This window comes from Mesorhizobium sp. Arg314, from assembly GCF_053714275.1.
The window spans coordinates 1-26,099 of sequence record NZ_JBSKBP010000006.1; the positions used below are offsets into that span (position 1 = coordinate 1).

29 protein-coding genes and 1 riboswitch are annotated in these 26,099 nt (G+C 63.8%); of the genes, 8 read left to right on the top strand and 21 right to left on the bottom strand.

The annotated features are described in order from the left end of the window. Positions 1-283: hypothetical protein (locus tag ACWGS9_RS08130; RefSeq protein ID WP_454504755.1), on the top strand; the 283-nt coding region annotated here is incomplete at its 5' end. Next, complete coding sequence (locus ACWGS9_RS08135; RefSeq protein ID WP_454504756.1) at positions 283-759, top strand: DUF2938 domain-containing protein; 477 nt, start codon at positions 283-285, stop codon at positions 757-759. The genes ACWGS9_RS08130 and ACWGS9_RS08135, both read left to right, overlap by 1 nt. A gap of 120 nt (positions 760-879) precedes the next feature. On the opposite strand, the gene ACWGS9_RS08140 is transcribed toward ACWGS9_RS08135, so the two are convergent. The 12 genes from ACWGS9_RS08140 to coxB all read right to left on the bottom strand — a co-directional run bounded on the left by ACWGS9_RS08140 (position 880) and on the right by coxB (position 10,442). Continuing rightward, a complete protein-coding gene (locus ACWGS9_RS08140) occupies positions 880-1,161 on the bottom strand; it encodes a ribbon-helix-helix domain-containing protein (RefSeq protein WP_454504757.1) in 282 nt (93 codons plus the stop codon). A 113-nt stretch (positions 1,162-1,274) separates the two neighbouring features. After that, positions 1,275-1,802, bottom strand: coding sequence for a ribonuclease HI (gene rnhA, locus ACWGS9_RS08145; protein WP_454504758.1), 528 nt, complete (start codon positions 1,800-1,802; stop codon positions 1,275-1,277). After that, the gene (locus tag ACWGS9_RS08150) at positions 1,799-2,761 is read right to left on the bottom strand and encodes a homoserine kinase (protein ID WP_454504759.1); all 963 of its coding nucleotides are present in this window, start codon (positions 2,759-2,761) and stop codon (positions 1,799-1,801) included. Before ACWGS9_RS08150 ends, rnhA begins: the two co-directional genes overlap by 4 nt. Before the next feature lie 6 nt (positions 2,762-2,767). After that, positions 2,768-3,772, bottom strand: a complete 1,005-nt coding sequence (gene ispH, locus ACWGS9_RS08155) for a 4-hydroxy-3-methylbut-2-enyl diphosphate reductase (protein WP_454504760.1) — start codon at positions 3,770-3,772, stop codon at positions 2,768-2,770. 135 nt (positions 3,773-3,907) lie between these two features. Then, the gene (locus ACWGS9_RS08160) at positions 3,908-4,663 is read right to left on the bottom strand and encodes an SURF1 family protein (protein ID WP_454504761.1); all 756 of its coding nucleotides are present in this window, start codon (positions 4,661-4,663) and stop codon (positions 3,908-3,910) included. Beyond that, the gene (locus tag ACWGS9_RS08165) at positions 4,660-5,046 is read right to left on the bottom strand and encodes a DUF983 domain-containing protein (protein ID WP_454504762.1); all 387 of its coding nucleotides are present in this window, start codon (positions 5,044-5,046) and stop codon (positions 4,660-4,662) included. The genes ACWGS9_RS08160 and ACWGS9_RS08165 overlap by 4 nt, the downstream gene beginning before the upstream one ends. 81 nt (positions 5,047-5,127) lie before the next feature. Further along, positions 5,128-6,009 carry a cytochrome c oxidase subunit 3 gene (locus tag ACWGS9_RS08170; protein WP_454504763.1) on the bottom strand — a complete coding sequence of 294 codons (882 nt, stop codon included), beginning with the start codon at positions 6,007-6,009 and terminating at the stop codon, positions 5,128-5,130. A 1-nt stretch (position 6,010) separates the two neighbouring features. Then, positions 6,011-6,661, bottom strand: a complete 651-nt coding sequence (locus tag ACWGS9_RS08175) for a cytochrome c oxidase assembly protein (protein WP_454504764.1) — start codon at positions 6,659-6,661, stop codon at positions 6,011-6,013. Continuing rightward, positions 6,661-6,852, bottom strand: a complete 192-nt coding sequence (locus ACWGS9_RS08180) for a hypothetical protein (RefSeq protein ID WP_454504765.1) — start codon at positions 6,850-6,852, stop codon at positions 6,661-6,663. Before ACWGS9_RS08180 ends, ACWGS9_RS08175 begins: the two co-directional genes overlap by 1 nt. After that, on the bottom strand, positions 6,849-7,793 hold the full coding sequence (locus ACWGS9_RS08185; protein WP_320211887.1) for a heme o synthase: 945 nt from the start codon (positions 7,791-7,793) through the stop codon (positions 6,849-6,851). Before ACWGS9_RS08185 ends, ACWGS9_RS08180 begins: the two co-directional genes overlap by 4 nt. A gap of 76 nt (positions 7,794-7,869) precedes the next feature. Further along, a complete protein-coding gene (gene ctaD / locus ACWGS9_RS08190; protein ID WP_454504766.1) occupies positions 7,870-9,519 on the bottom strand; it encodes a cytochrome c oxidase subunit I in 1,650 nt (549 codons plus the stop codon). Positions 9,520-9,557: 38 nt separating this feature from the next. Then, the gene (gene coxB / locus ACWGS9_RS08195; protein ID WP_454504767.1) at positions 9,558-10,442 is read right to left on the bottom strand and encodes a cytochrome c oxidase subunit II; all 885 of its coding nucleotides are present in this window, start codon (positions 10,440-10,442) and stop codon (positions 9,558-9,560) included. Positions 10,443-10,770: 328 nt separating this feature from the next. Here coxB and ACWGS9_RS08200 point away from each other — a divergent pair, with 328 nt between their 5' ends. The 4 genes from ACWGS9_RS08200 (at position 10,771) to ACWGS9_RS08215 (ending at position 14,469) form a co-directional block, all read left to right on the top strand. Further along, the gene (locus ACWGS9_RS08200) at positions 10,771-11,310 is read left to right on the top strand and encodes an invasion associated locus B family protein (protein ID WP_454504768.1); all 540 of its coding nucleotides are present in this window, start codon (positions 10,771-10,773) and stop codon (positions 11,308-11,310) included. A gap of 77 nt (positions 11,311-11,387) precedes the next feature. Beyond that, the gene (locus ACWGS9_RS08205; protein WP_454504769.1) at positions 11,388-11,855 is read left to right on the top strand and encodes a YbjN domain-containing protein; all 468 of its coding nucleotides are present in this window, start codon (positions 11,388-11,390) and stop codon (positions 11,853-11,855) included. A 219-nt stretch (positions 11,856-12,074) separates the two neighbouring features. Continuing rightward, the gene (tldD, locus tag ACWGS9_RS08210) at positions 12,075-13,487 is read left to right on the top strand and encodes a metalloprotease TldD (RefSeq protein ID WP_454504770.1); all 1,413 of its coding nucleotides are present in this window, start codon (positions 12,075-12,077) and stop codon (positions 13,485-13,487) included. A gap of 310 nt (positions 13,488-13,797) precedes the next feature. Further along, positions 13,798-14,469: a transglutaminase-like cysteine peptidase gene (locus ACWGS9_RS08215; protein WP_454504957.1), complete on the top strand. Its 672-nt coding sequence runs from the start codon at positions 13,798-13,800 to the stop codon at positions 14,467-14,469. 273 nt (positions 14,470-14,742) lie between these two features. Here ACWGS9_RS08215 and ACWGS9_RS08220 read toward each other — a convergent pair whose 3' ends face one another. The 3 genes from ACWGS9_RS08220 to ACWGS9_RS08230 all read right to left on the bottom strand — a co-directional run bounded on the left by ACWGS9_RS08220 (position 14,743) and on the right by ACWGS9_RS08230 (position 19,492). Then, on the bottom strand, positions 14,743-17,310 hold the full coding sequence (locus ACWGS9_RS08220) for a caspase family protein (protein ID WP_454504771.1): 2,568 nt from the start codon (positions 17,308-17,310) through the stop codon (positions 14,743-14,745). 170 nt (positions 17,311-17,480) lie between these two features. After that, positions 17,481-18,722, bottom strand: coding sequence for a class I SAM-dependent RNA methyltransferase (locus ACWGS9_RS08225; RefSeq protein ID WP_454504772.1), 1,242 nt, complete (start codon positions 18,720-18,722; stop codon positions 17,481-17,483). Continuing rightward, positions 18,719-19,492 carry a TlyA family RNA methyltransferase gene (locus ACWGS9_RS08230; RefSeq protein ID WP_454504773.1) on the bottom strand — a complete coding sequence of 258 codons (774 nt, stop codon included), beginning with the start codon at positions 19,490-19,492 and terminating at the stop codon, positions 18,719-18,721. Before ACWGS9_RS08230 ends, ACWGS9_RS08225 begins: the two co-directional genes overlap by 4 nt. A 107-nt stretch (positions 19,493-19,599) precedes the next feature. Between ACWGS9_RS08230 and ACWGS9_RS08235 the strand changes: the two genes are divergently transcribed. Then, on the top strand, positions 19,600-20,001 hold the full coding sequence (locus tag ACWGS9_RS08235) for a GFA family protein (RefSeq protein ID WP_454504774.1): 402 nt from the start codon (positions 19,600-19,602) through the stop codon (positions 19,999-20,001). Between the two features lie 124 nt (positions 20,002-20,125). Here ACWGS9_RS08235 and ACWGS9_RS08240 read toward each other — a convergent pair whose 3' ends face one another. The 6 genes from ACWGS9_RS08240 to ACWGS9_RS08265 form a co-directional block, all read right to left on the bottom strand. Beyond that, positions 20,126-20,413 (bottom strand): hypothetical protein, encoded by a 288-nt coding sequence (locus tag ACWGS9_RS08240; protein WP_454504775.1) that lies wholly within the window; start codon positions 20,411-20,413, stop codon positions 20,126-20,128. A gap of 149 nt (positions 20,414-20,562) precedes the next feature. Continuing rightward, positions 20,563-22,527 (bottom strand): 1-deoxy-D-xylulose-5-phosphate synthase, encoded by a 1,965-nt coding sequence (gene dxs, locus ACWGS9_RS08245; protein WP_454504776.1) that lies wholly within the window; start codon positions 22,525-22,527, stop codon positions 20,563-20,565. A 70-nt stretch (positions 22,528-22,597) separates the two neighbouring features. Further along, complete coding sequence (locus ACWGS9_RS08250) at positions 22,598-23,518, bottom strand: pirin family protein (RefSeq protein WP_454504777.1); 921 nt, start codon at positions 23,516-23,518, stop codon at positions 22,598-22,600. A gap of 9 nt (positions 23,519-23,527) precedes the next feature. Continuing rightward, positions 23,528-23,794, bottom strand: a complete 267-nt coding sequence (locus ACWGS9_RS08255; RefSeq protein ID WP_454504778.1) for a DUF2277 domain-containing protein — start codon at positions 23,792-23,794, stop codon at positions 23,528-23,530. A 43-nt stretch (positions 23,795-23,837) separates the two neighbouring features. Beyond that, positions 23,838-24,089: an exodeoxyribonuclease VII small subunit gene (locus ACWGS9_RS08260; protein WP_027164646.1), complete on the bottom strand. Its 252-nt coding sequence runs from the start codon at positions 24,087-24,089 to the stop codon at positions 23,838-23,840. A 3-nt stretch (positions 24,090-24,092) separates the two neighbouring features. Further along, positions 24,093-25,019 (bottom strand): histone deacetylase family protein, encoded by a 927-nt coding sequence (locus tag ACWGS9_RS08265; RefSeq protein WP_454504779.1) that lies wholly within the window; start codon positions 25,017-25,019, stop codon positions 24,093-24,095. Positions 25,020-25,135: 116 nt separating this feature from the next. Continuing rightward, a riboswitch (cobalamin riboswitch) is annotated at positions 25,136-25,312 on the top strand. Between the two features lie 43 nt (positions 25,313-25,355). Here ACWGS9_RS08265 and bluB point away from each other — a divergent pair. After that, complete coding sequence (bluB, locus tag ACWGS9_RS08270; RefSeq protein ID WP_454504780.1) at positions 25,356-26,087, top strand: 5,6-dimethylbenzimidazole synthase; 732 nt, start codon at positions 25,356-25,358, stop codon at positions 26,085-26,087. Positions 26,088-26,099: the final 12 nt, after the last annotated feature.

Sequence of the window (26,099 nt, forward strand, 5' to 3'; positions counted from 1 at the left end):
AAACGAGAATCGAAAAGCGAACAAAACAGAATCAAAGCCACGAGTCGGCCGGACCAAAAACGTTTTTCAGCAGCCTGCTAGAGCGTTTCACCGTTTCACGGAAACGGCGAACCGCTCTATCTTTTTGTTTTTGCGCAATTCCGGACGGAAAACCATTCACACTTTTCCTGGAATTGCTCTAGATCAGGATGACGTTTCGTTGACCCGCCATCCTGATCTAACTCTTTGTTGGAGCATGATCTTGTCCGAAAATCGGGTCCCACTTTTCGGGATCATGCTCTGATGCTCGACACCGTCTGGCGCGCGGCGGCGATCGGCGTAGGCGCCACGGTGTTCATGGATGTCTGGGCGATCATCCTCAACAAGGCGTTCGGCCTGCCGCTGCCCAAGTGGGGCATGGTCGGGCGCTGGGTCCGGCATCTGCCCGAAAGGGTCTTCCACGACGATATCGGCAAGGCCGCGCCCTATTCGCATGAAAAGGCGCTGGGCTGGGCCTTCCACTATCTGGTCGGCATCCTTTACGGCGTGATCCTCGTGATGGTCGCCGGCGCGGGCTGGCTGGCGGCGCCGACATTCCTGCCTGCCTTTATCCTCGGCATCGTCACGGTCGGGGCCGGCTGGTTCCTGCTGGCGCCGGGCATGGGCGCCGGCTGGGCGGCATCCAGGCTTCCCAATCCGATGAAGGTTCGCGCGCTCAACCTCGTGGCGCATACGGTGTTCGCGCTCGGCATGTTCTCGACGGCAATGCTGATCCGCTGAGATTTTCTCAACAACAGCGATGACGGGCTGAGATCAGAACAGACGGCTCAAATCCCTGAGGCCGTCGACGGTCACATAGATGTCGATTAGGTCGGCTTGGCCGCTGTTGACCACACTACCTTAACGACCATTCGGCGCGGCATCCCTCAGCTTCTGCCGAGCTTCCTTTCGGAGTGCATCAAAGTCCAACGGCTCCGGCTTTCCGCTTGCCTTGCCCTCGTCCCAGAGCCGCTGCAACCGGCGCAGGTCCTCCTGACGCAATTCGCGCTTGGCCAACCAATCCCGCACCGCTTCGCGCACGATTTCACTCGTGGTGGCATACTCGCCAGTTTCCACGGCCTCGCGCATGACGGTCGCCTGCTGCGTCGTGACGGCCACGCTGATTTTTTCCACGTTTGCCATGGGTCACTATGTCCTTACTCTATGGTAGTAAATAATACTCCCTTTGCCGGGCTGCAAATCAATGGCGCGGCTCATCCGCTGAATTCAACGGACTGTCATGGACCGCCTTAGGCCTAATAGCTTTGCGTCGAGCGCCGCGCCTTTGCGGCCGCCGGCCGCTGTGGCTGCGAAGCGGGTTGCGCCACGAGTGGCTTCACCAGGCCCTTCTTGAACGGCGCCATGCCTTCGCGCGCCAGTTCATCGGCGCGCTCGTTCTCCAAATGGCCGGCATGGCCCTTGACCCAGTTCCAGGTCACCTTGTGACGCCGGTTGGCTTCATCCAGGGCCTGCCAGAGCTCGCCATTCTTCACCGGCTTCTTGTCGGCGGTCTTCCAGCCGTTCTTCCTCCAGCCATGGATCCACTTGGAAATGCCGTCCATGACGTATTTGCTGTCGGTGTGCAATTCGACTGCGCAAGGCTCTTTCAGGGCGTTCAGCGCCGAGATGGCCGCCAGCAGCTCCATGCGGTTGTTGGTCGTCTCGGCCTCGCCGCCCGACAATTCCTTGGTCTTGCCGTTGAAGCGCAGGATGGCGCCCCAGCCGCCCGGCCCGGGATTGCCCGAGCAGGCGCCGTCGGTGAAGATTTCAACTTGCTTGGTCATGTCAGCCCGTATTCGGATGGCGATCTGATCGCGCGATGGAAGCGCATGCGGCGGATGTATTCGGTCGGATCGCGCTTCATCACCAGCCCGCCATCCGGAATGGTAAGCCAGTCATAAAGCCGGGTCAGCATGAAGCGCAGCGCCGAGCCGCGCGCCAGCATCGGCAGCGCCGCCTTTTCCTCGCCCTCAAGCGGCCGCACCGACTGGTAGCCGGCAAGGAGTGCGGTGCCCTTGGTGAGGTTGAAGGAAAAATCCTTTTCGAAGCACCAGGCGTTGAGGCAAGTGGCGACATCATAGGCGTAGAGGTCGTCGCAGGCGAAATAGAAGTCGATTAGCCCGGACAGCTTCTCGCCGAGGAAGAAGACATTGTCCGGGAACAGATCGGCATGGATGATGCCCTGCGGCAACCCGGCCGGCCAGTTGCGCTCGAAATCGCCGAAGTCGGCATCGACCTCGGCCGCAAGCCCCGGCTCGACCTCGTCGGCGCGGTCGCGCGAGGCCGCCCAGAGCTTGCGCCAGCCGTCGATGGCCAGCGCGTTCGGCCTTCTCATCTGAAAATCCTGGCCGGCGAGATGGAGACTGGCGAGCGCCTTGCCGACTTCCGCGCAATGCGCGGCCGTCGGCCGCCTCAGCGACAGGCCTTCGAGGAAGGTGATGATGACGGCCGGCCGGCCGGCGAGCGTGCCGATGACGGCGCCGTCATGCGCGGTGACCGGCAGCGGGCAGGAAATGCCTTTCCTGGCGAGATGGCCCATCAGGCCGAGAAAGAACGGCAGGTCGGCCTTGTCGACGCGCTTTTCATAGAGTGTCAGGATGTAGGAGCCGGTCGAGGCGTGGACCAGGAAATTGGAATTCTCGGTGCCTTCGGCGATGCCCTTGTAGGACAGCAGTTCACCCACGGGATAGGCTTCGAGGAACGCGGTCAGCTCGCCTTCGTTGACGTCGGTGTAGACGGCCATCGGGTTTCACGCGGCTCCATTGACGAAGGCCATGTCGGCCGCCGTCAGTTCGATATCGCGCAACACCCGCATCACCGGAAAATCCTCCGTTTCCGTGGCCGTGATGGCCAGATCGATGGTGACGTCGAAGCGCTGCCGGAAAGCATCGATGATCTCATCGACGATGATCTCCGGCGCCGAAGCGCCGGCCGACAGACCGAGCGTCTTAATCCCGGCGATCTCATCCCACGGAATTTCGGCTGCGCGCTGCACGAGAAGCGACATCGTGGCGCCGGCGCGCTCCGCCACTTCGACAAGGCGACGCGAATTGGACGAATTGGGAGCGCCGACGACGAGGAAGAGGTCGGCGCCGGCCGCCGTCTCCTTCACCGCTTCCTGGCGGTTGGTGGTGGCATAGCAGATCGATTCGGCCGCAGCTGCGTGCAGCTCGGGAAACCGCTCCTCCAGCGCCCGGATGATGCCGGCGGTGTCCTCGACCGACAAGGTCGTCTGGGTGACGAAGCCGAGGGCCGAAGCGTCGACGGGCACGAAGCGCGCCGCATCGGCCTCGGTCTCGATCAACGTCACGGCGCCTTCCGGCAATTGGCCCATCGTGCCGATCACTTCGGGATGCCCGGCATGACCGATCAGGAGCACATGGCGGCCGAGCCGCTGGTGGCGCATCGCCTGCTTGTGCACCTTGGAGACGAGCGGGCACGTGGCGTCGAGGTAGAAGAGATTGCGCGCCTGAGCATCCGCCGGCACCGATTTCGGCACGCCATGCGCGGAAAAGACCACGGGCGACTGACGATGCTCCGGCGGAATCTCGGAGAGTTCCTCGATGAAGACGGCGCCCAGGCTCTGCAGTCCTTCGACGACATAACGGTTGTGCACGATCTCGTGGCGGACATAGACCGGCGCGCCGTATTTCTTCAGCGCCAGCACGACGATCTGGATGGCACGGTCGACGCCGGCGCAGAAGCCGCGCGGCTGGCAGAGCCTGATCGTGAGCGGTGGCTTTTTCTCAATCATGAATGCAAGGCCGGTTCAGTCGGAATCAAGAGCATGATGCCGAAAAATGTGAAGCGGTTTCGGACGACATCATGCTCTCTCTTTGATGTAGGCGAAATGAGGTGCGTACCCCTGCCCTGTCAAGAGCGGCCGGTTTCACGCTTCCTTCGCCGGGCGGCGCAGTCTGAGGATCAGCACGGCGGCGAGAGCCGCGGCCAGCCCGTACCAGGTGACGGCGTATTGCAGGTGGTTGTTCGGCAGATCGATGATGGTGACACCACCCACCGGCAGGCCGCCAGGGTTTGGCGTCTTGTCGGCATCGATGAAGAACGGCACCAGCACCGCACCGGCCGGCAGCCCGGCGCTCGCGGCCATGACGTCGCGGTCCTTCCAATAGAAGATGTTCTTGGCGACATCGTTGTCGGGAAGCATCATCGACGGCTTTCCGGGCAGCGGATTGCGGGCGAGCCCGGTCACCGTCACCTTGCCGGCAACCTCGCCCTGCGGGCGCTTGGCCGGATCCTTGAGGTCGTAGGGAACGAAGCCGCGGTTGACCAGCACGACGCGGCCGTCCTCGAGTTGCAGGGGCGTATAGACGTTGAAGCCGCTGTCGCCTTGCCAGGTGGAAAAGAAATGCCGCTCGCCCTGGTGCAGGAAGGTGCCTGTCACCGCCACCGGCGTGTAATCGACATCATGGGAGGCAGCGAACTCCTTCTCGACGTCAGCTAGAGCCAGCGGTGCGGAATGGGTGCGCTTGTCGATGGTCGCGAGCAGGTCTTCCTTCCAGTGCAGGCGCTGGACCTGCCAGGTGCCGAGCCCGATCAGGATGACGAACAGCACAAGGGCGAGGCCAAGCAGCAACGCCAAGCGCGGCCGCGAACGGCCGGCAACCAAATCGGCCGTCTCGCTCATTGGTTGGAATCCAGCCTGCCCTCGGAGGCCTTCTTCGAATATTGCAAAGTGATCAGCACGCCCTTGATGAGGCGCAGCGCCGTCAGGCACAGCACCAGCGCCAGCGGTATCCACAACATGAAGTGCAGCCAGAGCGGCGGACTGAACGTCACCTCCATCCACAATGCGAGGCCGACGACGACGAAGCCGATGATCAGGATGACGAATACCGCCGGTCCGTCGCCCGCATCGGCGAAGGAATAGTCGAGCCCGCAATTGTAGCAGCGCTTGCCGACGGTGAGGAAACCCGAGAACAGCTTGCCTTCGCCGCAGCGCGGGCAACGGCCATGCAGGCCGGCCGAAACGGGATCGATGGGCGGCCAGATCGCCTTGTCTTCGCTCATGTCCGCACCGTAGACCCTTTCGCCCAAAAAGATAAGGCGGCCACGTCGCCGCAGCCGCCCCATGAATTCATCCCGTTGGGGTCAGTGGCCTTCGATCATCGCGCCGTTCGAGGCCCAGACATAGATCGCGCTGAACAGGAACAGCCAGACCACGTCGACGAAATGCCAATACCAGGCAGCCGCCTCGAAGCCGAAATGCTGCTTCGGCGTGAAGTCGCCGCGTATCGCGCGCACCAGGCAGACCAGCAGGAAGATGGTGCCGATGATGACATGGAAGCCGTGGAAGCCGGTCGCCATGAAGAAGGTGGCGCCGTAGATCGAATCCTTGAACGCGAAGGGCGCGTGCATGTACTCGTAGGCCTGCACCATGGTGAACAGCATGCCGAGGCCGACGGTCAGCACCAGGCCGTTGATCAAGCCCTTGCGGTCGCCATGCAGCAATGCGTGGTGCGCCCAGGTCACCGTCGTGCCCGACAACAGCAGGATGATGGTGTTGTAGAGCGGCAGGTGGAAGGGATCGAGAACTTCCAGCCCCTTCGGCGGCCAGACGCCGCCGGTGAAGGCGGCGCGGGCATATTGCGAGGCTTCGCCGGGGAACAGGCTGGCGTCGAAGAAGGCCCAGAACCAGGCGACGAAGAACATCACCTCGGAGGCGATGAACATGATCATGCCGTAGCGCAGGTGAAGCGACACGACGCGCGTGTGGTGGCCCTCATGCGCTTCCTTGATGGTGTCGGACCACCAGGCGAACATCGTGTAGAGCACGATGATCAGGCCGATGAAGAACAGCCACGGATTGGCGATGTTGTGGCCGAACACCGGGAAGCTGCCGGCCTTCAGATACTGCATCAGGCAGACGCCGCCGACGGCGGTGACCAGCGCGCCTATCGAGCCCAGGAAAGGCCATGGGCTGGGGTTGACGAGATGGTAGTCGTGTTGTGGTTTTGCGTGCGCGTCTGCCATATCAACCCCCGAGGCTTGCTTCGGTATCGGAAACTTTGTTGGTGCTGCTGCCAGCGGCCGGCGCCGACGAGGCGACCGGTTGTTTCTTTTCGACCGGGAACATCGTGTAGGACAGCGTGATGGTCTTCAAGTCCTTGAGTTCCGGCACGTTGACGATGTCTGGATCGACATAGAACACGACCGGCATGTCCAGCGTCTCGCCGGGCTTCAGCGTCGTGTCGGTGAAGCAGAAGCACTCCACCTTGTTGAAATAGGCGCCGGCCATTTCCGGCTGCACGTTGAACGAGGCGCGGCCGGTGATGGGGCGGTCGAATTTGTTGGTGGCGCCGTAATGCGCCTGCGCCGTCGCGCCGATCTTGATCGTCACCGAGCGGGCGACAGGCTCGAACTGCCACGGAATGCCGTTGGTGTTGGCGTCGAAGCGGATGGTGATGTCGCGGTCGAGCACGCGGCCGGCATATTGCTTCTCGGCGCGCTGCGTGGTGCCGCCATAGCCGGTGACCTGGCAGAACATCTTGTAGAGCGGCACCGCCGCATAGGCCATGCCGACCATGCCGGTGAAGAAGGCGAGGCAGACCGCGGCGACGATGCCGTTGTTCAGCTTGCGGGGGCCGTTGTTCACCTTGCGGGGCTTGCTCAAGTCGCCGCCCATCAGCCGCCTCCCAACAGGCCCGAGCCGGTCAGGCTCGCGCCATGGTGACCGAAGCGCACGATGGTGGCGGCATAGAAGATGATGACCAATGCCGCCAACGCTACGCCGATGGCGATGGAGCGGTTGCGGCGCGCCTTCTGCTGGCGTTCGGTCAGCGTGACCAGTTCGAGCTTCTTGTCGGCCACGGTCATACTCCCCCCATCATGAGGGCACGCCCGACCACGCAGTCGACGAGATAGGCGGCAAAGATCGCGAAGAGATAGAGCAGCGAGTAGCCGAACAGCGCCTTGGCCGGCTTCATCGCGCGATCGTCGTCGGCCATGGCGAGCACTTTCCAGGCATACCAGACGAAGCCCGCGCCGAGGACTGCCGAGACGACACCATAGCCGGCCGTGGTGTAGCCGAGCGCCCAGGGCAGCACACCGACCGGCGCCAGGATCAGCGCATAGGCAAAGATCTGCCGACGGGTCGAGGCCTGGCCGGCGACATTCGGCATCATCGGGATGCCCGCGCGCGCGTAGTCGTCGGACTTGAACAGCGCCAGCGCCCAGAAATGCGGCGGCGTCCACAGGAAGATGATCAGGAACAGGATCACGCTTTCGAGGCTGACCGAGCCGGTCACGGCGGCCCAGCCGATCACCGGCGGAATGGCGCCGGCGGCGCCGCCGATGACGATGTTCTGCGGCGTCCAGCGCTTCAGCCACATCGTGTAGATGACGGCGTAGAAGAAGATGGTGAAGGCGAGAAGCGATGCCGACAGCCAGTTGACCAGCACGCCCAGCGTCATCACCGACAGCACCGACAGCACCAGGCCGAAGCTCAACGCCTCGCCTGGCGTGACACGACCGGCCGGCACCGGGCGGCTGGACGTCCTGGTCATCACCGCGTCGATGTCGGCGTCGTACCACATATTGAGCGCTCCGGAAGCGCCCGCGCCGATGGCAATCGCCAGGATGGCGATCATCGCCAGCAGCGGGTTGATGGTGACGGGCGCCGCGACCAGGCCGACAAAGGCCGTGAAGACGACCAGCGACATGACGCGCGGCTTCAACAGGGCGAAGAAATCGCCCGCGGTCGCTTCCGACATGCGAAAGCCCGCTTCCTCCGTCAATCTGTCTCCGGCAAGGGCCATGCGCACTTAAAGTCCATCATTCCGTTGGCCAGGACCGCCGGACAAGCCGGCGGCCTCGTATGCGTCGGGATGCTGCTTACCTGATCCTCGGCAGCTGTTCCCACTGGTGGAACGGCGGCGGCGAAGGCAGCTGCCATTCGAGCGTGGTGGCACCCTCACCCCACGGGTTGGCGCCGGCGACCCGCTTCTTCTGGAAGGCTTCGAATACGCCGTAGAGGAAGATCGCAACACCGACGGCCGCGATGTAGGAGCCGTAGGACGACACCATGTTCCAGCCGGCGAACGCATCCGGATAGTCGACGGTACGGCGTGGCATGCCGGCGAGACCGAGGAAGTGCTGCGGGAAGAAGATCAGGTTGACGCCGACGAAGGTGACCCAGAAGTGGGTGTTGGCGATCACCGGCGAGTACATGTAGCCGGTCATCTTCGGGAACCAGTAGTACCAGCCGGCGAAGATCGCGAACACGGCGCCCAGCGACAGCACGTAGTGGAAGTGGGCGATCACGAAATAGGTGTCGTGCAGCGAGCGGTCGAGGCCGGCATTGGCCAGCTGAACGCCGGTGACGCCACCGATGGTGAACAGGAAGATGAAGCCCAGCGCCCACAGCATCGGCGGCTTGAAGGAGATCGAGCCGCCCCACATGGTGGCGATCCAGGAGAAGATCTTCACGCCGGTCGGCACCGCGATGACCATGGTGGCGAACACGAAGTAACGCTGCGTGTCGAGCGACAGGCCGGTCGTATACATGTGGTGCGCCCAGACGATGAAGCCGACCGCGCCGATCGCGACCATGGCGTAGGCCATGCCGAGATAACCGAAGACGGGCTTCTTCGAGAAGGTCGAGACGATGTGGCTGACGATGCCGAAGCCCGGCAGGATCAGGATGTACACCTCGGGATGGCCGAAGAACCAGAACAGGTGCTGGAAGAGGATCGGGTCACCGCCATTCTCCGCCACGAAGAAGGAGGTGCCGAAATTGCGGTCGGTGAGCAGCATGGTGATGGCGCCCGCCAGGACCGGCAGCGACAAGAGCAGCAGGAAGGCGGTGATCAGCACCGCCCAGGCAAACAGCGGCATCTTGTGCAGCGTCATGCCGGGAGCGCGCATGTTGAAGATGGTGGTGATGAAGTTGATGGCGCCGAGGATCGACGACGCGCCGGCGATGTGGATCGACAGGATCGCCAGATCCATCGCGGGGCCCGGCTGGCCGGATGTCGAGAGCGGCGGATAGATCGTCCAGCCACCGCCGACGCCGAAAGCGCCCGGCGCGCTCGGCACGAACATTGAGGAGAGCAGCAGGATGAAGGCCGGCGGCAGCAGCCAGAAGGAAATGTTGTTCATGCGCGGGAAGGCCATGTCCGGCGCGCCGATCATGATCGGCACCATCCAGTTGGCGAAGCCGCCGATCAGGGCCGGCATGACCATGAAGAAGATCATGATCAGGCCGTGCGCGGCGCCGAAGGCGTTGTACATGCTCTTGCCGCCGTCGATGGCGGCATCGCCCTGCATGCCGTAGACCATCTGGGCCAGGCCGCTGAAGATCTGGATGCCCGGCTCCTGCAGCTCCATGCGGATGGCGACCGAGAGCGCGCCACCGACGATGCCGGCCATGATCGCGAAGATCAGGTAGAGCGTGCCGATGTCCTTGTGGTTGGTCGAGTAGACCCAGCGGACCCAGCCATGCGGCCTGTGGTCGTCGTGATCGTGAGCTGCAGCCTCTGCCATGTTCCGCTCCGTTCCCTAAATCCTGCTAACCCGCGGCATCAGTTGCCGGCGGCCGCTACCTTGTTGGCACCATCGATCTCGGCCATCAGCGCCTTGTTGGCGCCGGGCACATCGGTCTTGGCCGTATCCAGCCAGGTCTTGAACTGCGCATCGGACACGACGCGCACCGCGATCGGCATGAAGGCATGGTCCTTGCCGCAGAGCTGCGAGCACTGGCCGTAGTAGAGGCCTTCCTTCTCCGCCTTGAACCAGGTCTCGTTGGTGCGGCCGGGAACGGCGTCCATCTTGATGCCGAAGGACGGCACGGCGAAGGAGTGGATGACGTCGGTGGCGGTTATCAGCACGCGGGTCATGGTGTTGACCGGCACGACCAGCTCGTTGTCGACGGCGAGCAGGCGCGGATAGAGGCCGCGGTCTTCCTTGCCGGCCTTGGCGCGGTCGGCATCCTGGAGAACCGCCGAGTTGAAGGAGAAGGTCTTGTCGACCTGGTACTCATAGTCCCAGTTCCACTGGTTGCCGGTCGCCTTGACGGTGAGCTTGGCCTCTTCCTTCGGCGTGTACTGCGCGGTGAGCAGCTGGAAGGAGGGAATGGCGATGAGCAAAAGCACGATCACCGGCCCGACCGTCCAGACAACTTCGATCAGCGTGTTGTGGCTGGTCTTGGACGGCACCGGATTGGCGCTGGCGCGGAACCTGACGATGCAAACCAAGAGCAGCACCAGCACGAGGACGGTGATGGGGACGATGAACCACATGGTGTAGTTCCCGAACCGCTCGATCTGCCGCATCATGTCAGTCGCCGGAGCCTGGAAGGTCATCTCCCATTCCCGCGGCTGGTCGGCACGGGCCGCCGCACAGGAGAAGAGCACGGCCGAAGCTGCCGTACCTGCCAAGAATTCAGCGCTTGCCAGGAATTTCCTCATCGCCCTCTCGTCTCCCACTTCCCGCGACCTGGTCGCACCAATAACGGAGGATGCCGGGATTGGGAATCCCGGTCTGTCCCTGGGTGGTTCAAACCATACTCTATTTCCCTCCGCAAGAAAGGAGCGGAGGAAACCGTGCGGCATTTTTGCGCGCAAGCCGAAGGCCGTGTTCGGCCATCGCCATGCTATATGCGCAACGGTCGCAATTCGGGCGAATTTGCTTTGGAAAAGCACGCAATTACCGGTATCGGGGGCGGACCGGCGACGGTGTCGTCCTTTACTTGGCCCCGGCGCGGCTTAAAGTGCCGTGATTCGCAATGGAGCCGTCATGACTTCCTGGCTTTCGAGAACCCTGGCGAAGGTCGTCCTTACCCTCGCCTTGCTCGGCGTCGGCGTAGCCGTGGGCGCCACCGCCTCGCCGAGCAATGCCACGCCCCCCAGCGGCACAGTCAAGTCGACGCATGGCGCATGGTCGATCATCTGCGATACGCCGGCGGGTGCTACCTCCGAACAATGCGTGATGATGCAGAACGTCGTCGCCGAGGATCGCCCTGAAATGGGCCTTTCGGTCGTGGTGCTGCGCACCGCCGACAACAAGGCCGAGATCCTGCGCGTGCTGGCGCCGCTCGGCGTGCTCTTGCCCAACGGCCTCGGCCTCAATGTCGACGGCAAGGATATAGGCCGCGCCTATTTCGTGCGCTGCTTCCAGGACGGCTGCTATGCCGAGGTGATCCTCGAAAAGCCGTTGCTCGACACGCTGAAGAGCGGCACGTCGGCCACTTTCATCGTCTTCCAGACGCCGGAAGAAGGCATCGGCATCCCCGTCGATCTCAAAGGCTTTGCGGAAGGCTTCGCCGCCCTACCTTGATCTTGTCGCCCATGCGCCGCGGCCATTCCTGACGCTGAGGTCCGGCGGCGATGTGCGTTTGGCGGCCAGGAGGCTTGATGCGCGCGTCGTTACCCCATTTCATCACCGGTCTGGCCTTGGCTGGCGCGGTTTCGGTCGCCCGGGCCGGGGACGCCGAAATCCTCCAGAAGCCCGACCCCGCGGCGATCCTCGATATCGCCAAAGGTTTCGGCTCGGCCAGGATCGACAAGGACGACAACGGCGATCCGATGATTTCGGGGCGGATCGAGGGCGTCAAATACGTGATCTATTTCTATGGCTGCGAAGACCACGACAACTGCAAGTCGCTGCAATTCTCGACGGGTTACACCGACGCGCTCTCCGCCGAACAGGCCAATGCCTGGAACGAGAAATACCGCTGGGTGAAGGCCTATTCCGGCGACGGCTCGAATTTCAAGATGGATGTCAGCTTCGCCGGCGGCATCACCAGGGCCAATCTGGAGGAGCAGTTCTCCAACTGGGACTCGATGGCCGGCAATATCAAGGACTTCGTCAACGAGAAATGATGGCGGGCGGCGACGCAATCACCGGCTTCATCCTGTCGGCGATTGTCTGACGGGGGCTTCGCGCCTACATCCCCTAGAGCCGGATGATTTCAGGTCGTATCGACCTGAAATCGGAATCCGTCTCTAAATCAAAGAGATAGAGCATGATGTCGCCCGAAAGCCGCTTCACACTTTTCGGCATCATGCCCTAGAACGATTTTCTCCATGAATGGATTTGCCATGAACAGCCTGATCGGCCAATTCGACATTTCCGACGATCGCGTCAAAGAGATCGTCGCCGACACCATCAAAGGCGCCGACGACGGCGAGTTGTTCCTCGAATACAGCGAGAGCGAAGCGCTGATGTTCGACAATGGCCGGCTGAAGACGGCCAATTTCAACACCGACCAGGGGTTTGGCTTGCGCGCCGTGGCTGGCGAGGCCAGCGGCTATGCGCATTCCAGCGATCTCTCCGAAGTCTCGCTGCTGCGAGCGGCCGATGCCGTCTCGGCGGTCAAGGGCGGCTATTCCGGCCTACTGGCCGCGGCCCCTGCCCGCACCAATACCCATCTCTATGGCGATGAGAACCCGATCCCCTCGCCTTCCTTCGAGACCAAGGCAAAGCTCCTGCAGGAGATCGACGGCTGGCTGCGCGAAAAGGATCCGCGCGTGCGGCAGGTGACGGCCTCGCTCGCCGCCTCGTGGCAGCATGTCGAGATCGTGCGCGGCGATGGCCAGATCGTGCGCGACATCCGCCCGCTGGTCCGGATCAACGTTTCGGTCGTGGTCGGCAGCGGCGACCGGCAGGAGAGCGGCTCCTACGGCATGGGCGGCCGCAAGAGCTTTGGCGAGTTCGTCAGCGAGGAAAGCTGGAAGCAAGCTGCAGGCGAGGCGCTGCGGCAGGCGCTGGTCAACCTCGAGGCCGTCCCCGCGCCGGCCGGCACGTTCGACATAGTGCTCTCCAGCGGCTGGCCGGGCGTGATGCTGCACGAAGCGGTCGGCCACGGGCTGGAAGGCGATTTCAATCGCAAGAAGACGTCGGCCTTCGCCGGCCTGATGGGCAGCCAAGTCGCGGCGAAGGGCGTCACCGTGGTCGACGACGGCACGATCCCCGAGCGGCGCGGCTCGCTCACCGTCGACGACGAAGGAACGCCTTCGGCGCGCAACGTGCTGATCGAGGACGGCATACTGGTCGGCTATATGCAGGACCGCCAGAACGCCCGGCTGATGGGCATGAAAGCGACCGGCAACGGCCGGCGCGAGGGCTATGCGCACCAGCCGATGCCGCGCATGACCAACACCTACATGACCTCCGGCGACATGGACCCGGAAGAGATCATCGCCTCGGTCAAGAACGGCATCTACGCCGTTTCCTTCGGCGGCGGCCAGGTCGACATCACCTCCGGCAAATTCGTGTTCGGCTGCACCGAGGCCTACATGATCGAGAACGGCAAGGTGACCCAGCCGATCAAGGGCGCGATGCTGATCGGCAACGGACCGGATGCCATGCACCGGGTGAGCATGATCGGCAACGACATGAAGCTCGACAACGGTATCGGCATGTGCGGCAAGGCCGGACAGGGCGTGCCGGTCGGCGTCGGCCAGCCGCATCTGAGGATGAACCAGATGACGGTGGGCGGCACCCGGATTTGAGGCGTTGGCGTCGTTCCGGTAGTATCGTCTGTTGATTTGAAACCGACGCCGGCCTTTGCACCGATGCGGCCGCAGGACGTGTTTGGAATCCCACAGCGTGCTGGCGGGCCAAAAACACTTGAGGATATGGATGCGGCGCACTCGCTGAAGCGCGGCAGCGCCGCGCTCGCGATTGATACCAACCCGTCGGGACAGCCTCTGCCTTACGCGAAACACAATCGTGTTAGGGTATTATTAATTGTTTAATTGGCTGCGCCGGCATTTGCGCACTAGCCTGTCGCCAGTCTTTCTCGTTGCGGTGGAGTTGGCCGTGCTGCGTTCCCCTGGCGTCCTGACCACTTCTTTCCTCCTTGGCCTCGTTTCGTTGGTTGGCGCGACTTCGCTATCAACCGCCCCGGCGGCGGCGCAGTCGACATGGTTCAAGCGAACGTCGACACAACCCGCTGCCGGTTCCGCCACGGTTGGCGGAAGCACCAGCGTTCCGTATGGCTGGCTCGATTTCTGCCATCGCCGGCCGAAAGAGTGCAAGGTGCCAGCCCTGCCAGCCACGAGCGTCAAGCTGACCGCGCAGAACCTGAGCATCCTCAAGCGGATAAACCAAAAGGCGAACCGCTCCATCAAGCCCGTCAGCAACTACGATCACTGGGGCACGATGATGGACCACTGGGACTATCCGGTGGACGGCAAGGGCGATTGCAAGATCTACGCTCTCTACAAGCGCAAGCTTCTCCAGGAGGCGGGATTTCCGCGGCAGGCGCTGCTGATGACGGTGGTGCGCGACCTGAACAATGAAGGCCACACCATCCTGACGGTGAAGACGGACAAGGGCGATCTCGTACTGGACAATATGGTCGACGAAATCCGCCCCTGGAACGCAACTGGCTATTATTTCCTGAAACGCCAATCGCAACAGAACCCCAACATCTGGGTTTCGCTCAACCAGCGCGGCGGCACGGCGAAACGGCTGACACCGAGTTCGTAAAGGCCCGAGCGTTTCACCGTTTCACGGAAACGGCGAGCCGCTCTATCTCCTTGTGACGCAATTCCGGACGGAAGGCTACGGCGAAGTCGCCGAGCCCGTCCCTTTCACCTTTTCCTGGAATCGCTCGCGGCGCGACCAGAGCGGTCCGGTCTACTTTGACGGCCTGACCCGTCACAAACCGGATATCCTCTACCTTGCAAATTCATGGGCCGGAAAATCCGGCCCAAGAACGAACGGGGCGTTGCCGCCCGCGAGCAGGCAAGCCTTGCTGGCCTACTGCTTGCAGGGCGGCTCGCCAGGATGCCCGCAGGTCGGCTTCTTGTTTCCCTGCGGCGGCTGCTCCTTCGGCTGCTGCGGCAGGCGCCGTTCCTGTACCTGAGGCTGAGGCCTCGGTTGCTGCAGGCGTCTCTCTTGCATCTGAGGCTTCGGCTGCGCCTGGAACTGCGGCCGCTGCGGCCTAAGCTCCTGCACGTTCGGCTTTTCCTGCTTGAGCTGGCGCTGCGCATTCTCGTTCGGCTTGTTGGCCTTGAAGTTGCGCTGGACGTTGACGCCCGCGCCGGCGGAACCTACGTCGCCGTTCGGCAGCCTTCGGAGCTTCCTGTTCCCGTTAGCCGAGCCTTGGTCGGAGAACGCGTTCGGATTGTTCTTCCTAAGCCGCTCCTGCACCCTCGGCCCGTTGTCGGCCGGCGCGCCATTGACTGTCGGCAGCTTGCGGAACTTCTTGCCCTTGTCGATTCCGCTTGCCGAGCCCTGATCGCTCGGTCCGACGGTCTGGCCGGCCGACAAATCCTTGCGCGTCAGCTTCTTCGGTTTGCCGTTGTTCTGCCCGGACAGAACGTTCGGATTGTTCTTCCCGAATCTCTGCTGGACGCTCTGCCCGTTATCAGCCGGCGCGCCGTTGACGGTCGGCAGCTTGCGGAGCTTGCCATTCTTGCCTTGACCGTTGCCGGCTCCGTTCTGCTGGCCGTTGCCGGTAACGGCGGCACCGGCATTTCCGGTCGCCTGCTGGTTGTTGCCCAGGGTGCCCTGCTTGCCAAGCAGCTTCTTCGACCTATCATTGGGCAAGTTCTGGCCGTTGAGCACCGGCGGCTTGCCATTGACGAGCGGCAGCGTCCTGCCGTTCGTTCCAGGCAGGGCATGTTCGGTTGAGAGCTTGCCCTGCGTCTTCGACAGTGGCGCCGCGCCGCCGGGTTGCTGGCCTTGCGCCGCACCTTGGCCGAGCTTGCCCTGAGCGCCAGGATTCTGTTTGAGGAGCGCCGCTCGCTTCTGCAACAGCGGCGGCAGTGCCACCTTGGTCGCGAGCGCGGCCGCGCCCAGGCCAACCGCGGCGCCAGTCAACTTCTGACCTGTGGTGAAGCCACCACCATTGCTCTGCGCTGCCTGGTTGTTCTCGTTGATCGTCGTGTTGTTGATGTTGTTGATGACGGTCGTGTTGTGAATGTTGTTGAAGATTATGTTGTCTCGCGGCGGCACGATGTCACGCGGCGGATTGATGAAAGCGGGAATGGCGACGAAGACCGGCGTAGGCAGGACGAAGACGTCGACCGGCGGCGGCGGTGCCACCAACACGACAAAGTCCGGCGGCGGCGGTGGCAGGAAGATCACCGCGACAGGCGGCGGCGGCTCGAAGTCGAAATCGGGATCGTCGAAATAGAGCACCGGCCTGTCGACGTAGATGATTTCCTCCTCTGGGGGCGGCGGCAAATCATAGTCATAGACGGTGAACTCCTCCGGTGGCTCCAAGGCAGCATCGAAATGCTCGAGCCGCCGGCGGGCGTCCCAAGCATGCGGGCCATGCGGATAGCGCTGCAGATAAGACCAGTAGGCTTCCGGCGTGTCCTGCAGCCAAGTCTCGCGCCAGGTGATCGCCTCGCGCCGCGCCGCGATGATGGCGCGCACGCGCTTGGCCATGGGATCGTGCGGGTAGGCGACGAGGAAATCCTGGTAGCCGCGCATCGTGTCGCGGTCGAGGGCCGCAACATAGGCGTCGTGCGCATCGAAGTCGCGTATTTCCTTGGTGCGGTTGGACCGGGATTCGGCCTCCGAAACCTTGGGCGCGGGCGCGTCCGGAGCGCGGTCGAAGAAGACGAACGGCGCGTCGATCTTCGAGGCATTCCACGGCACTTCCGCGCCTTGCGTCAGCTCGTTGACACGCAGCCGCGTGCGGTCGAACACGTCGTCAAGCGACAAGCCGCCTTCGCGTATCATCTCGGCGAGCGCCTGAGCATAGGCGCCATAGGGGCCCTTGCCTTCCGGTGCAACCGTTCCCGGAGCCGCATTGAACGCGATCAGCATGTTCGGGTCGGGATCGACCAGCGCTAGACCGCCGGCCAGGGGCTGGCTCATCTTTGGGAAGGCATTCGGCCGCGCCGCATCGAGGACGACAATGTTGACCTTCGCCGGCAGGCCGGCCAGCGACTTGGTGACATCGGAGAGCCGCATGGCCTGAAGCGGCACGTCGGCGGGATTGGCGATCTGGGCGTCGACCGGCAGGAAATAGTTCTCACCTTCGAACTGCACCCCGCGGCCGGCGAGGTACACGAAAACGACCGCATCGGGACCTGCGGCGGAAACCTTTCCAAGGAAATCACGCAGCGCGCCGCGCAGTGATTCCTGATCCACATCGCGGGCCCCAACCACATCGAAACCGGCCGCCTGCAGGGTCTGCGCGATCAGTCCGCCGTCATTGGCGGCTGTCGCGAGCTCGCCGGATTGATAGGCGCCATTGCCGATGACGAAGGCTAGCCGCTTTTCACCTTGCGCCAGCGCTCCGGCCGCGGAACCGACTGCGAATATGACGAGAAGGACGATGAGGCCGATGAATTTCTGAAGCGTTCGCATTGCAATCCGCCATCCGTTGTCCGCCATCCGTTCAGAGCAGTAACGCCGGAGAGGCAGGAATGTTTCCCTACAGCGCGAAATTAAGACCCCGCAAAAAGGCGGCTTTAGGGCGCAATTTCGTCGAAAGAACAGAGGTTTCACAAATTTTCTTGCGAACCGCCGGTTGTGGACTATCGCCGCCGCTTCGGCTTCTCCAGCAACGCCACGGCCTCGACATGTGGCGACCACAGGAACTGATCGATCGGCGTCACGCTCTTCAGCGTGTAGCCGCCATCGATGAGGATACGCAAATCCCGCGCGAGCGTCACCGGATTGCAGGAGACGGCAGCGACCAGTGGCACGTCGGAACGGGCGATCTGCTTCGACTGGTCCTCGGCGCCGGCGCGCGGCGGATCGAAGACAACGCCATCGAAGGTGTTCAACTCCTTGAAGGTCAGCGGCCGGCGGAACAGGTCGCGGCGTTCGCTGGTCACCCGCTTCATGCCGCTGGCAAAGCGGAAGGCACGGTCGAGCGCGGCGAGCGCGGGAGCATCGCCTTCGACGGCGTGGACCTCCGATTTCACTGCCAGCCGAAGCGCGAAGCTGCCACAACCGGCAAACAGGTCCGCGAGCTTCCTCGCGCGCGACAGATGCTGTCCGACGAGGCCCGCCATCGTCTGCTCGGCGGCTTCCGTTGCCTGCAGGAAGGCGCCCGGCGGCAAGGCGACGGCGACCGGTCCGAACTGCACCACAGGCTTCTTCGGCTCGACAATGATCTCGCCGTCGACGGAAAGCCTCGCCAGGCCTTGGGCCATGACGAAATTCGACGCGATGCGGCGCTGGTGGTCGCCAAGTTTCCCGGCATCCTGCACGGCAATGTCGAGACCTGACGCAGTGACGGTCACCGTCATATGAAACGCCTTCGGCGTCGCGCAGACAAGGTCGGCCAGGGCTCGCAATCGATCGAGCGAAGCGACGATCGCCGGCAGCGAGATCGGGCACTCCTCGATCGGGATGATCTCGGAGGAGAGCGCGCGCACGAAGCCGAGCAGCATGCCCGCCTCGGTGCGCCTGGCGCTGAATGTGACGCGGCGGCGAGTGTGCGGCGCGCAAGGCACCAGCGCGGCGACCTCGCAAGCGATGCCCTTGGCCTTCAGCGCCTGCACGACCTTCTCGCGCTTCCATTGCTGGTAGGCTTCAGCCTCGTAGTGCTGCAGCGCGCAGCCGCCGCATTCGGTGAAATGGCGGCAGGCCGGATCGATCCTGAGCGGCGAGGCTTCCAGCACCGACATCAGCGTGGCGCGCTCCTTCTGGCGCGCCGCGGTGACCGTTTCGCCCGGCAGCGTGAAGGGGATGAAGACCTCCCCGCCCTCGGCGTTGGCGATGCCGTCGCCCTGCGAGCCCAGCCTAGCGATGGTGAAGCGTGTGCTCATCGCGACCCCGCGTCCTTTATGGCTGCGAGCAGGAACTCGCGATTGCCGTCGCCGCCCTCGATCGGCGACGGGTGCAGTCCCAGGACCCGCCAGCCGGGAACCCCGGCGAGCCAATCGCGCAAGTTCCCGGCAATGCGCTCGGCATCGCCTGGATCCTTGAGCAGGCCGCCCTTGCCGATGGCCTCGCGCCCAGCCTCGAATTGCGGCTTGACCAGAAGAATCGCCCTGGCGCCCTCGCCCGCCAATTCCAGTGCCGGCGGCAGCGTCAGCTTCAGCGAGATGAAGCTGACGCTGCAAACCAGGAAACCGGGGATGCGGCCGCCGAGGTCGGCTGCCGTCAAATCGCGCGCGTTGAGCCCTTCGATCATGGTGACGCGCGGATCGCCGGCAATGTCGGGATGCATCTGGCCGTGGCCGACATCGATGGCCGTGACGTGTGCTGTGCGGCGTTCAAGCAGCACCTGGGTGAAGCCGCCGGTCGAGGCACCGATATCGAGCGCCTCGCCGCCGGAAGGGTCCAGGCCGAAATGGTCGAGGCCGGCGATCAGCTTCAGCGCGGCGCGCGACACATAGGCTTGCGCCGGATCGTCGACTGCGATCACGCAGTCCGGCGCGACGGGCTGGCCGGGCTTGCGGGCGACGGTGCCGTCAACCGTTATCGTGCCGCGCTCGATCGCATCGCGGGCGCGCGAGCGGCTGGCGAACAGACCGCGCCCGACGAGCAATTCGTCGAGCCGCTGGCGCTGGCTGGCTGGCAAAGCGGAACTCATCGGCCTTCATTGGCGAAAGCCGGGCGCGAACGCAATGGGTTGAATACGGGGCAATAGGCTGCAGAATGCCGGCACAACGGGCCGTTGATCAGCCGGCGGAGGTGGCAATGCTGAAGGGTACCTGTCATTGCGGGGCGGCCCACTGGACGCTGGAAGGCGATCCCGGTGGAATCACCGCTTGCAATTGCACGCTTTGCCGCCGCTACGGCACGCTCTGGGCTTATGACTATGTCGACGAGCGCATTCGCGTCACTGGGCCGGTAAAGTCCTACACGCGCGCCGAGGTGGCCGAACCCGCGCTGGAAATCCTGTTCTGTCCGACCTGCGCCTGCGTGGTCGCCTGGCGCGGCCTGCGTGCCGGCAAGAGCGGCCGCACGCGCATCGCCGTCAATGTCAGGCTGGCGCCGCCAGAGGAAGTCGCGGACCTGCCGATCGACCATTTCGATGGGCTCGACAGCTTTGACGACCTGCCGAGCGACGGCCGCTGCGTGCGCGATATGTGGTTCTAAAGCAATTCCAGGAAAAGTGTGAAACGGTTAGGCTCGGCGAGTTCGCCGTAGCCTTACGCCCGGAAGTGCGTCAAGAGACAAAGAGATAGAGCGGTTTGGCGTTTCCGTGAAACGGTGAACCGCTCTAGAAAACGGTTCGCGAAACCTGACGCTCGACGGCCGGCATCAGGCCATCATTGCCGGAGGCTTCCTTGCGCGGCGTCTCGACCGGGACCGGCGCGGTGGGCGTTGCTTCCGGCAGCACGACGAATTGAGGCACCTGCTTGTAGGAGAAGGCGCCGCGGATGTTGCCCATCTTGCCGGCGACGATATCCTGCACCGCCTTTTCGAGGTTGAGGTCGTAGCGCGTCTCGGCCGCCGCCGGCGTCGCCATGGCCGCCAAAAGGGCGATGCAGCATAGAAGCGCTTTCATTTTTGTTATCCCCCTGCCTAGCTTGAACTCTAGCAGGGCGCCGTTGAAAATCGGCCAAGAGACAGGGTAAGCGAAGCGCCAAACGGAAGCGTTAACAGAAACTTACAGCCGGAAGCCGGCAAACCGATTCAAAAAGCTAAAATTTCGATTCAGGCGCGCTGCGCCTGCACGCCACGGCCGAGCGCGGCGAAGACCGTGCGCACGATGCCTGCCGAATCCAGGCCGGCATCGGCATACATCTTCTCCGGCTTGGCATGATCGCTGAAGACGTCCGGCAGCACCAGCGGGCGTACCTTGAGCCCGCTTTCCAAGAGGCCTTCATGGGCGAGGAAGTGCAGCACCTGGCTGGCGAAGCCGCCGATGGCGCCCTCCTCCACGGTCACCAGCACCTCGTGCGAACGAGCGAGCCGCCGGATGAGATCCTCATCGAGCGGCTTGGCGAAACGGGCATCAGCGACGGTGGCGGAGAGGCCCGCCGCGCCGAGTTCCTCTGCGGCCAAAAGGCAATCCTGCAGCCGAGTGCCGAAGGAGAGCAACGCCACCTTGGTGCCCTCCTTCAGGATGCGGCCCTTGCCGATTTCAAGCACCGAGCCGCGCTCCGGCATGTCGACGCCGACGCCATTGCCGCGCGGATAGCGGAAGGCGATCGGACCGTCATCATAGGACGCTGCGGTGCGCACCATGTGGCGAAGCTCCGCCTCATCCGAGGCGGCCATGACGACGAAGCCCGGCAGCGTGGCCAGGAAGGTCGTGTCGAAAGCGCCGCAATGGGTGGCGCCGTCGGCTCCTACGAAACCGGCGCGGTCGATCGGGAAGCGCACCGGCAGTTTCTGGATCGCCACGTCGTGCACGACCTGGTCGTAGGCGCGCTGCAGGAAGGTGGAATAGATGGCGGCGAAGGGCTTGTAGCCCTCGGTGGCCAGCCCCGCGGCGAAGGTCACCGCGTGCTGCTCGGCAATGCCGACGTCGAAGGTTCGCTTCGGAAACAGCTCGCCGAAGAGGTCGAGGCCGGTGCCGCTCGGCATGGCGGCGGTGATGGCGACGATGCGATCGTCCTCGCGCGCTTCCTGGATCAGGCTCTCGGCGAAGACCCTGGTGTAGGCCGGCGCGTTGGCCGGCGCCTTGGCCTGCGCGCCGGTGATGACGTCGAACTTGTTGACGCCGTGATATTTGTCGGCGGCGGCTTCCGCCGGCGCATAGCCCTTGCCCTTCTGGGTCACGACATGGATCAGCACCGGGCCGCCGCCATTGTCGCGCACGTTCTTCAGCACCGGGATGAGATGCTCGAGATTGTGCCCGTCGATGGGGCCGATGTGGTAGAAGCCGAGCTCCTCGAACAAGGTGCCGCCGGTGACGTAGCCGCGCGCATGCTCGACCGCGCGGGTGATGGCGCGGTCGGCGCGCTTGCCCAGATAGGATGTCAGCTTCTTGCCGAAATCGCGCAGGCCGAGATAGGCCTTGCCGGAGGCGAGCCGCGCCAGATAGGCGCTCATGGCGCCGGTCGGCGGCGCGATCGACATGTCGTTGTCGTTGAGGATGACGATCAGACGGGCATCGAGCGCGCCTGCATTGTTCAACGCCTCGAAGGCCATGCCGGCCGACATCGAGCCATCGCCGATGACGGCAATGACATTGTTGCGGCCGCCTGACAGATCGCGGCCCATGGCCATGCCGAGGCCGGCCGAAATCGAGGTCGAGGAATGCGCGGCGCCGAACGGGTCGTATTCGCTCTCGGCCCGCCGGGTAAAGCCGGAGAGGCCGCCTTCCTGGCGCAGCGTGCGGATGCGGTCGCGGCGGCCGGTCAGGATCTTGTGCGGATAGGCCTGGTGACCGACATCCCAGATCAGCCGATCCTGCGGCGTGTTGAAGACATAGTGCAGCGCCACGGTCAGCTCGACGACGCCGAGGCCGGCGCCGAGGTGGCCGCCCGTGTGCGACACGGCGTCGATGAGCTCGGCGCGGAGTTCCGCGGCAAGCTGCAGCAGAGCGCCCTCATCAAGCATCCGCAGGTCCGCCGGGATGCGGACCTTGTCGAGCAGCGGCGTGTCTGGCTTCACTCGGGCGCGTCCTGCTTCAAATTGATCGAACACGGCGCTACCAGCAAATTGCGCCATAATCATGCGCCGGAATAGGCCGCCGGCAGGCGAATGTAAATGCGCGTCAGTGACGCGCAGCCGTGCCGCCCTAGCCTTCCGGCAACGGAATGAACTCTTCCTCATCGCCTGGAACGATATCGAAGCGGCCTGTCTTCCATTCCTGCTTGGCCTGCTCGATGCGTTCCTTCGAGGACGAGACGAAATTCCACCAGATGTAACGCTTTGAGCCCAGCGAAGCGCCGCCGAACAGCATGAAGTGCGCGCCGCGCTCGGAGGAAACGACGATCTCCTCGCCCGGCTTGAACACCAGAAGCCGCTCGGCCGGGAACATATCGCCGGCGATCGAGACTTCGCCTTCCAATGTGTAGATGGCGCGCTCCTCGGCATCGGGCGGAATTTTCACGGCGGCACCTTCTGCAAGCCTGAGATCGGCATAAAGCGTGTCCGAAGCGGTCGCCACGGGCGAGCGCAGCCCCGAGAACTCGCCGATGACGACACGACCGCTGACGCCCTCGACATCGATCTCGGGCAGGCGGATGACCGACGTGTTCGCGAACACCGGGGCAATTTCCTCCTTGCCGTCCGGCAGCGCCAGCCAAGTCTGCAGGCCGGAGACCGACATCGGCGCGCCGCGCAGTTCCCCCGGGGTGCGCTCGGAATGAACGATGCCGCGCCCGGCGGTCATCAGGTTCACGTCGCCCGGCGCGATCACCATTTCGGTGCCGAGCGAGTCGCGGTGCCTGATCTTGCCGTCGAACAGGTAGGTGACGGTGGACAGGCCGATATGCGGATGCGGGCGAACGTCGAGCGCGTGGCCGGCGCGCAGGATGGCCGGCCCCATGCGGTCGAAAAAGATGAACGGGCCGACCAGCCGGCGCTTTGCCGTCGGCAAGGCGCGGCGCACCTCGAACCCGCCAATGTCCTTGGCGTTGGGAACGACCATCAGTTCGATCTGATCGCAGGCGAAGGCATCGCCAGGTTCAGGATCATTTCCCGGAAAGAAGCTCATGTCGGTTCCTCAGGCGAAGCGGAGCGCCGACCTGGCCTTCGCCTTGGCGGCTTCTTCCTCGCGATTGCGCGGTTCCTGCGTGGTCTCGAGAGAATCGATGAGGTCTCGCGCGATCGCGGCGATCGCTTCAACCGCATGGTGGAAAGCATGCTCGTTGCGCTTGGAAGGCTTGGTCGAGCCACTCAGCTTGCGCACGAATTGAAGCGCGGCGTCATGCACTTCGTCATTGGTCGCCGGCGGCTCGAAATTGGCCAGGGTCTTGATGTTGCGGCACATGGCTTGAACTCCTTACCTGCTTTGTCTGCCCTACCCGCTTCATTTACTCCGCGTCGAGCGGCTCCGTTCCCACCGGCTTGCCGTCGCGCGACAGCCTGATCTTCTCGACCTTGTCCTCGGCCGCCTTCAGCAACCGGTCGCAATGGGCCTTCAGCGCCTCGCCGCGCTCATAGATCTTGATCGACTGGTCGAGCGGGACGTCGCCGCGCTCCAGATCATCGACGATCTTCTCCAGCGCGTCGAGCGCCTGCTCGAAGCTCATCGCCTTGACGTCCTCATTGCCTTCGACAGCCATACCCTATCCCTTCATCAGCCGCCCGACATGGGCAGCGACTGAAAATGCCAGTCCCTGCAAATCGTAGCCGCCTTCGAGCAGGCTGACGAGCCTGTTGCCGCTGTGGCGCGCAGCGCGCTCCATCAGCTGGCCGGTCGCCCAGTCGAAATCATCCTCGGTCAGGTTGATCTCGGCGAGGGGGTCGCGGTGGTGCGCGTCGAAGCCGGCGGAAATGATGATCAGGTCCGGCGCGAACGCATCGATGGACGGCAGCACGCGCGACAGGAAGGCGTCGCGGAACAGATCGCCGCCGGTCTGCGGCGCGAGCGGCGCGTTGACGATGTTGCCGGCGCCGGTTTCGCTTTTCGCCCCGGTGCCGGGATAAAGCGGCATCTGGTGCGTCGAGCAATAGAGAACCGAGGGATCGTCCCAGAAAATGTCCTGCGTGCCGTTGCCGTGGTGAACGTCCCAGTCGACGATGGCGACGCGCTCGGCCTGATGCTTCTTTTGCGCGTGGCGGGCGGCGATCGCCGCGGTGTTGAAAAAGCAGAAACCCATTGCCGTGGTCTTTTCGGCGTGGTGGCCGGGCGGGCGGGCGGCGACGAAGGCATTGGCGGCACGGCCCTCGAAGACATCATCGACAGCGGCATTGGCCGCACCGATCGCCCTCACCACGGCCTGCCAGCTTTTCGGGCTGGCGCTGGTATCGGCATCGATCGAGACGATGCCGCTCTGAGGGATCGCCGCGCGGACACGCTCGACGAAATTCCCGGGATGCGCATAGAGGATCGTCGCCTCGTCGCCTTCCGGCGCCATGACGCGGTCGAGCGCCGAAAAAGCCTCGTCATCCAGCACGCGCTCGATGGCCCGCAGACGGTCGGGCCGCTCGGGGTGGCCGGGCGGCGTGATGTGTTCCAGGAAGATCGGGTGTGTGTAGAGACGGGTGGCCATGGCGCCTAATCTAGGCACCCGCGGCGCGGATGACCATGTTTGAGAAGCCGAATGGCTGGGGAAAATTGCGTCAGCCCGTGTCGCTAGCGCCATTGGCGTGGCCCAAGCTTCGCGGTAAGGTCGCGTCGCTGCCTGGTGCCCGCGACGCGGGAGAATCGGGAACACGGTTGAACTCCGTGGCGTGCCCAACGCTGTGAGGGGGACCGCGCCGGCAAAAGCCACTGTCGATGACGGGAAGGCGCCGGAACGGGACGATCCCGAGCCAGAAGACCGGCCTGGCAGACATGGTCGTCCGCTTGGTCAGGCGGGTGATTGCTTGTCGCAAGGGGAAAAGCGATGACGGCAGCAGCAATCGCCGCGAGCGGCGATGACTTTGACCAATTGGCGCGCGACGCGGTCTACCGGGCGATGTTCACCAGGCGTGACGTGCGGAGCCATTTCACGGCCGACGACCTCGAGGATGCCGTTCTGGCGCGGCTGATCACCGCCGCCCACCATGCGCCGTCGGTCGGCTACATGCAGCCCTGGAATTTCATCGTCATCCGCGACGGGGAGCGACGGCGACAGGTGCGCGACCTGTTCCTTGCCGCGCGCGAGCAGGAACTGCCGGCGATCGAGGCGGAACGGCAGGCGCTCTACCGGAAGCTGAAACTCGAAGGCATCTGCGAAAGCGCGCTCAATCTGTGCATCACCTGCGACCGCCAGCGTTCAAAGGACTCGCCGCTCGGGCGCTGGCACAACCCGGAGATGGACCTCTACAGCACCGTTTGCGCGGTGCAGAATTTCTGGCTGGCGGCACGGGCCGAAGGTGTCGGCGTCGGCTGGGTCAGCATCATCGAGACGGAGGCGCTGAAGCAGCTCTTGTTGATCCCCGAGCATGTCACACCGGTCGCCTATCTCTGCGTTGGACGCGTCTCATCCTTCGCGCCGAAGCCGGACCTCGAGGCGCATGGCTGGGGCAAGCGCCTGCCGCTGCCCGAACTGGTGATGAGCGAGACGTTCCGCGGCGTCGGCGAAGCGCCGCTCAAATCGGCGATCGCAAGGCTTGGCGGCGCGCCGAAGCCGTGATCAGGCGGCTCT

What these genes read in the sequence shown, in the direction of transcription:
- ACWGS9_RS08135 (WP_454504756.1), top strand. Translation starts at nt 283, where the DNA reads ATGCTCGACACCGTCTGGCGCGCGGCGGCGATCGGCGTAGGCGCCACG.
- ACWGS9_RS08140 (WP_454504757.1), bottom strand. Translation starts at nt 1,161, where the DNA reads ATGGCAAACGTGGAAAAAATCAGCGTGGCCGTCACGACGCAGCAGGCG.
- rnhA (WP_454504758.1), bottom strand. Translation starts at nt 1,802, where the DNA reads ATGACCAAGCAAGTTGAAATCTTCACCGACGGCGCCTGCTCGGGCAAT.
- ACWGS9_RS08150 (WP_454504759.1), bottom strand. Translation starts at nt 2,761, where the DNA reads ATGGCCGTCTACACCGACGTCAACGAAGGCGAGCTGACCGCGTTCCTC.
- ispH (WP_454504760.1), bottom strand. Translation starts at nt 3,772, where the DNA reads ATGATTGAGAAAAAGCCACCGCTCACGATCAGGCTCTGCCAGCCGCGC.
- ACWGS9_RS08160 (WP_454504761.1), bottom strand. Translation starts at nt 4,663, where the DNA reads ATGAGCGAGACGGCCGATTTGGTTGCCGGCCGTTCGCGGCCGCGCTTG.
- ACWGS9_RS08165 (WP_454504762.1), bottom strand. Translation starts at nt 5,046, where the DNA reads ATGAGCGAAGACAAGGCGATCTGGCCGCCCATCGATCCCGTTTCGGCC.
- ACWGS9_RS08170 (WP_454504763.1), bottom strand. Translation starts at nt 6,009, where the DNA reads ATGGCAGACGCGCACGCAAAACCACAACACGACTACCATCTCGTCAAC.
- ACWGS9_RS08175 (WP_454504764.1), bottom strand. Translation starts at nt 6,661, where the DNA reads ATGGGCGGCGACTTGAGCAAGCCCCGCAAGGTGAACAACGGCCCCCGC.
- ACWGS9_RS08180 (WP_454504765.1), bottom strand. Translation starts at nt 6,852, where the DNA reads ATGACCGTGGCCGACAAGAAGCTCGAACTGGTCACGCTGACCGAACGC.
- ACWGS9_RS08185 (WP_320211887.1), bottom strand. Translation starts at nt 7,793, where the DNA reads ATGGCCCTTGCCGGAGACAGATTGACGGAGGAAGCGGGCTTTCGCATG.
- ctaD (WP_454504766.1), bottom strand. Translation starts at nt 9,519, where the DNA reads ATGGCAGAGGCTGCAGCTCACGATCACGACGACCACAGGCCGCATGGC.
- coxB (WP_454504767.1), bottom strand. Translation starts at nt 10,442, where the DNA reads ATGAGGAAATTCCTGGCAAGCGCTGAATTCTTGGCAGGTACGGCAGCT.
- ACWGS9_RS08200 (WP_454504768.1), top strand. Translation starts at nt 10,771, where the DNA reads ATGACTTCCTGGCTTTCGAGAACCCTGGCGAAGGTCGTCCTTACCCTC.
- ACWGS9_RS08205 (WP_454504769.1), top strand. Translation starts at nt 11,388, where the DNA reads ATGCGCGCGTCGTTACCCCATTTCATCACCGGTCTGGCCTTGGCTGGC.
- tldD (WP_454504770.1), top strand. Translation starts at nt 12,075, where the DNA reads ATGAACAGCCTGATCGGCCAATTCGACATTTCCGACGATCGCGTCAAA.
- ACWGS9_RS08220 (WP_454504771.1), bottom strand. Translation starts at nt 17,310, where the DNA reads ATGCGAACGCTTCAGAAATTCATCGGCCTCATCGTCCTTCTCGTCATA.
- ACWGS9_RS08225 (WP_454504772.1), bottom strand. Translation starts at nt 18,722, where the DNA reads ATGAGCACACGCTTCACCATCGCTAGGCTGGGCTCGCAGGGCGACGGC.
- ACWGS9_RS08230 (WP_454504773.1), bottom strand. Translation starts at nt 19,492, where the DNA reads ATGAGTTCCGCTTTGCCAGCCAGCCAGCGCCAGCGGCTCGACGAATTG.
- ACWGS9_RS08235 (WP_454504774.1), top strand. Translation starts at nt 19,600, where the DNA reads ATGCTGAAGGGTACCTGTCATTGCGGGGCGGCCCACTGGACGCTGGAA.
- ACWGS9_RS08240 (WP_454504775.1), bottom strand. Translation starts at nt 20,413, where the DNA reads ATGAAAGCGCTTCTATGCTGCATCGCCCTTTTGGCGGCCATGGCGACG.
- dxs (WP_454504776.1), bottom strand. Translation starts at nt 22,527, where the DNA reads ATGGCGCAATTTGCTGGTAGCGCCGTGTTCGATCAATTTGAAGCAGGA.
- ACWGS9_RS08250 (WP_454504777.1), bottom strand. Translation starts at nt 23,518, where the DNA reads ATGAGCTTCTTTCCGGGAAATGATCCTGAACCTGGCGATGCCTTCGCC.
- ACWGS9_RS08255 (WP_454504778.1), bottom strand. Translation starts at nt 23,794, where the DNA reads ATGTGCCGCAACATCAAGACCCTGGCCAATTTCGAGCCGCCGGCGACC.
- ACWGS9_RS08260 (WP_027164646.1), bottom strand. Translation starts at nt 24,089, where the DNA reads ATGGCTGTCGAAGGCAATGAGGACGTCAAGGCGATGAGCTTCGAGCAG.
- ACWGS9_RS08265 (WP_454504779.1), bottom strand. Translation starts at nt 25,019, where the DNA reads ATGGCCACCCGTCTCTACACACACCCGATCTTCCTGGAACACATCACG.
- bluB (WP_454504780.1), top strand. Translation starts at nt 25,356, where the DNA reads ATGACGGCAGCAGCAATCGCCGCGAGCGGCGATGACTTTGACCAATTG.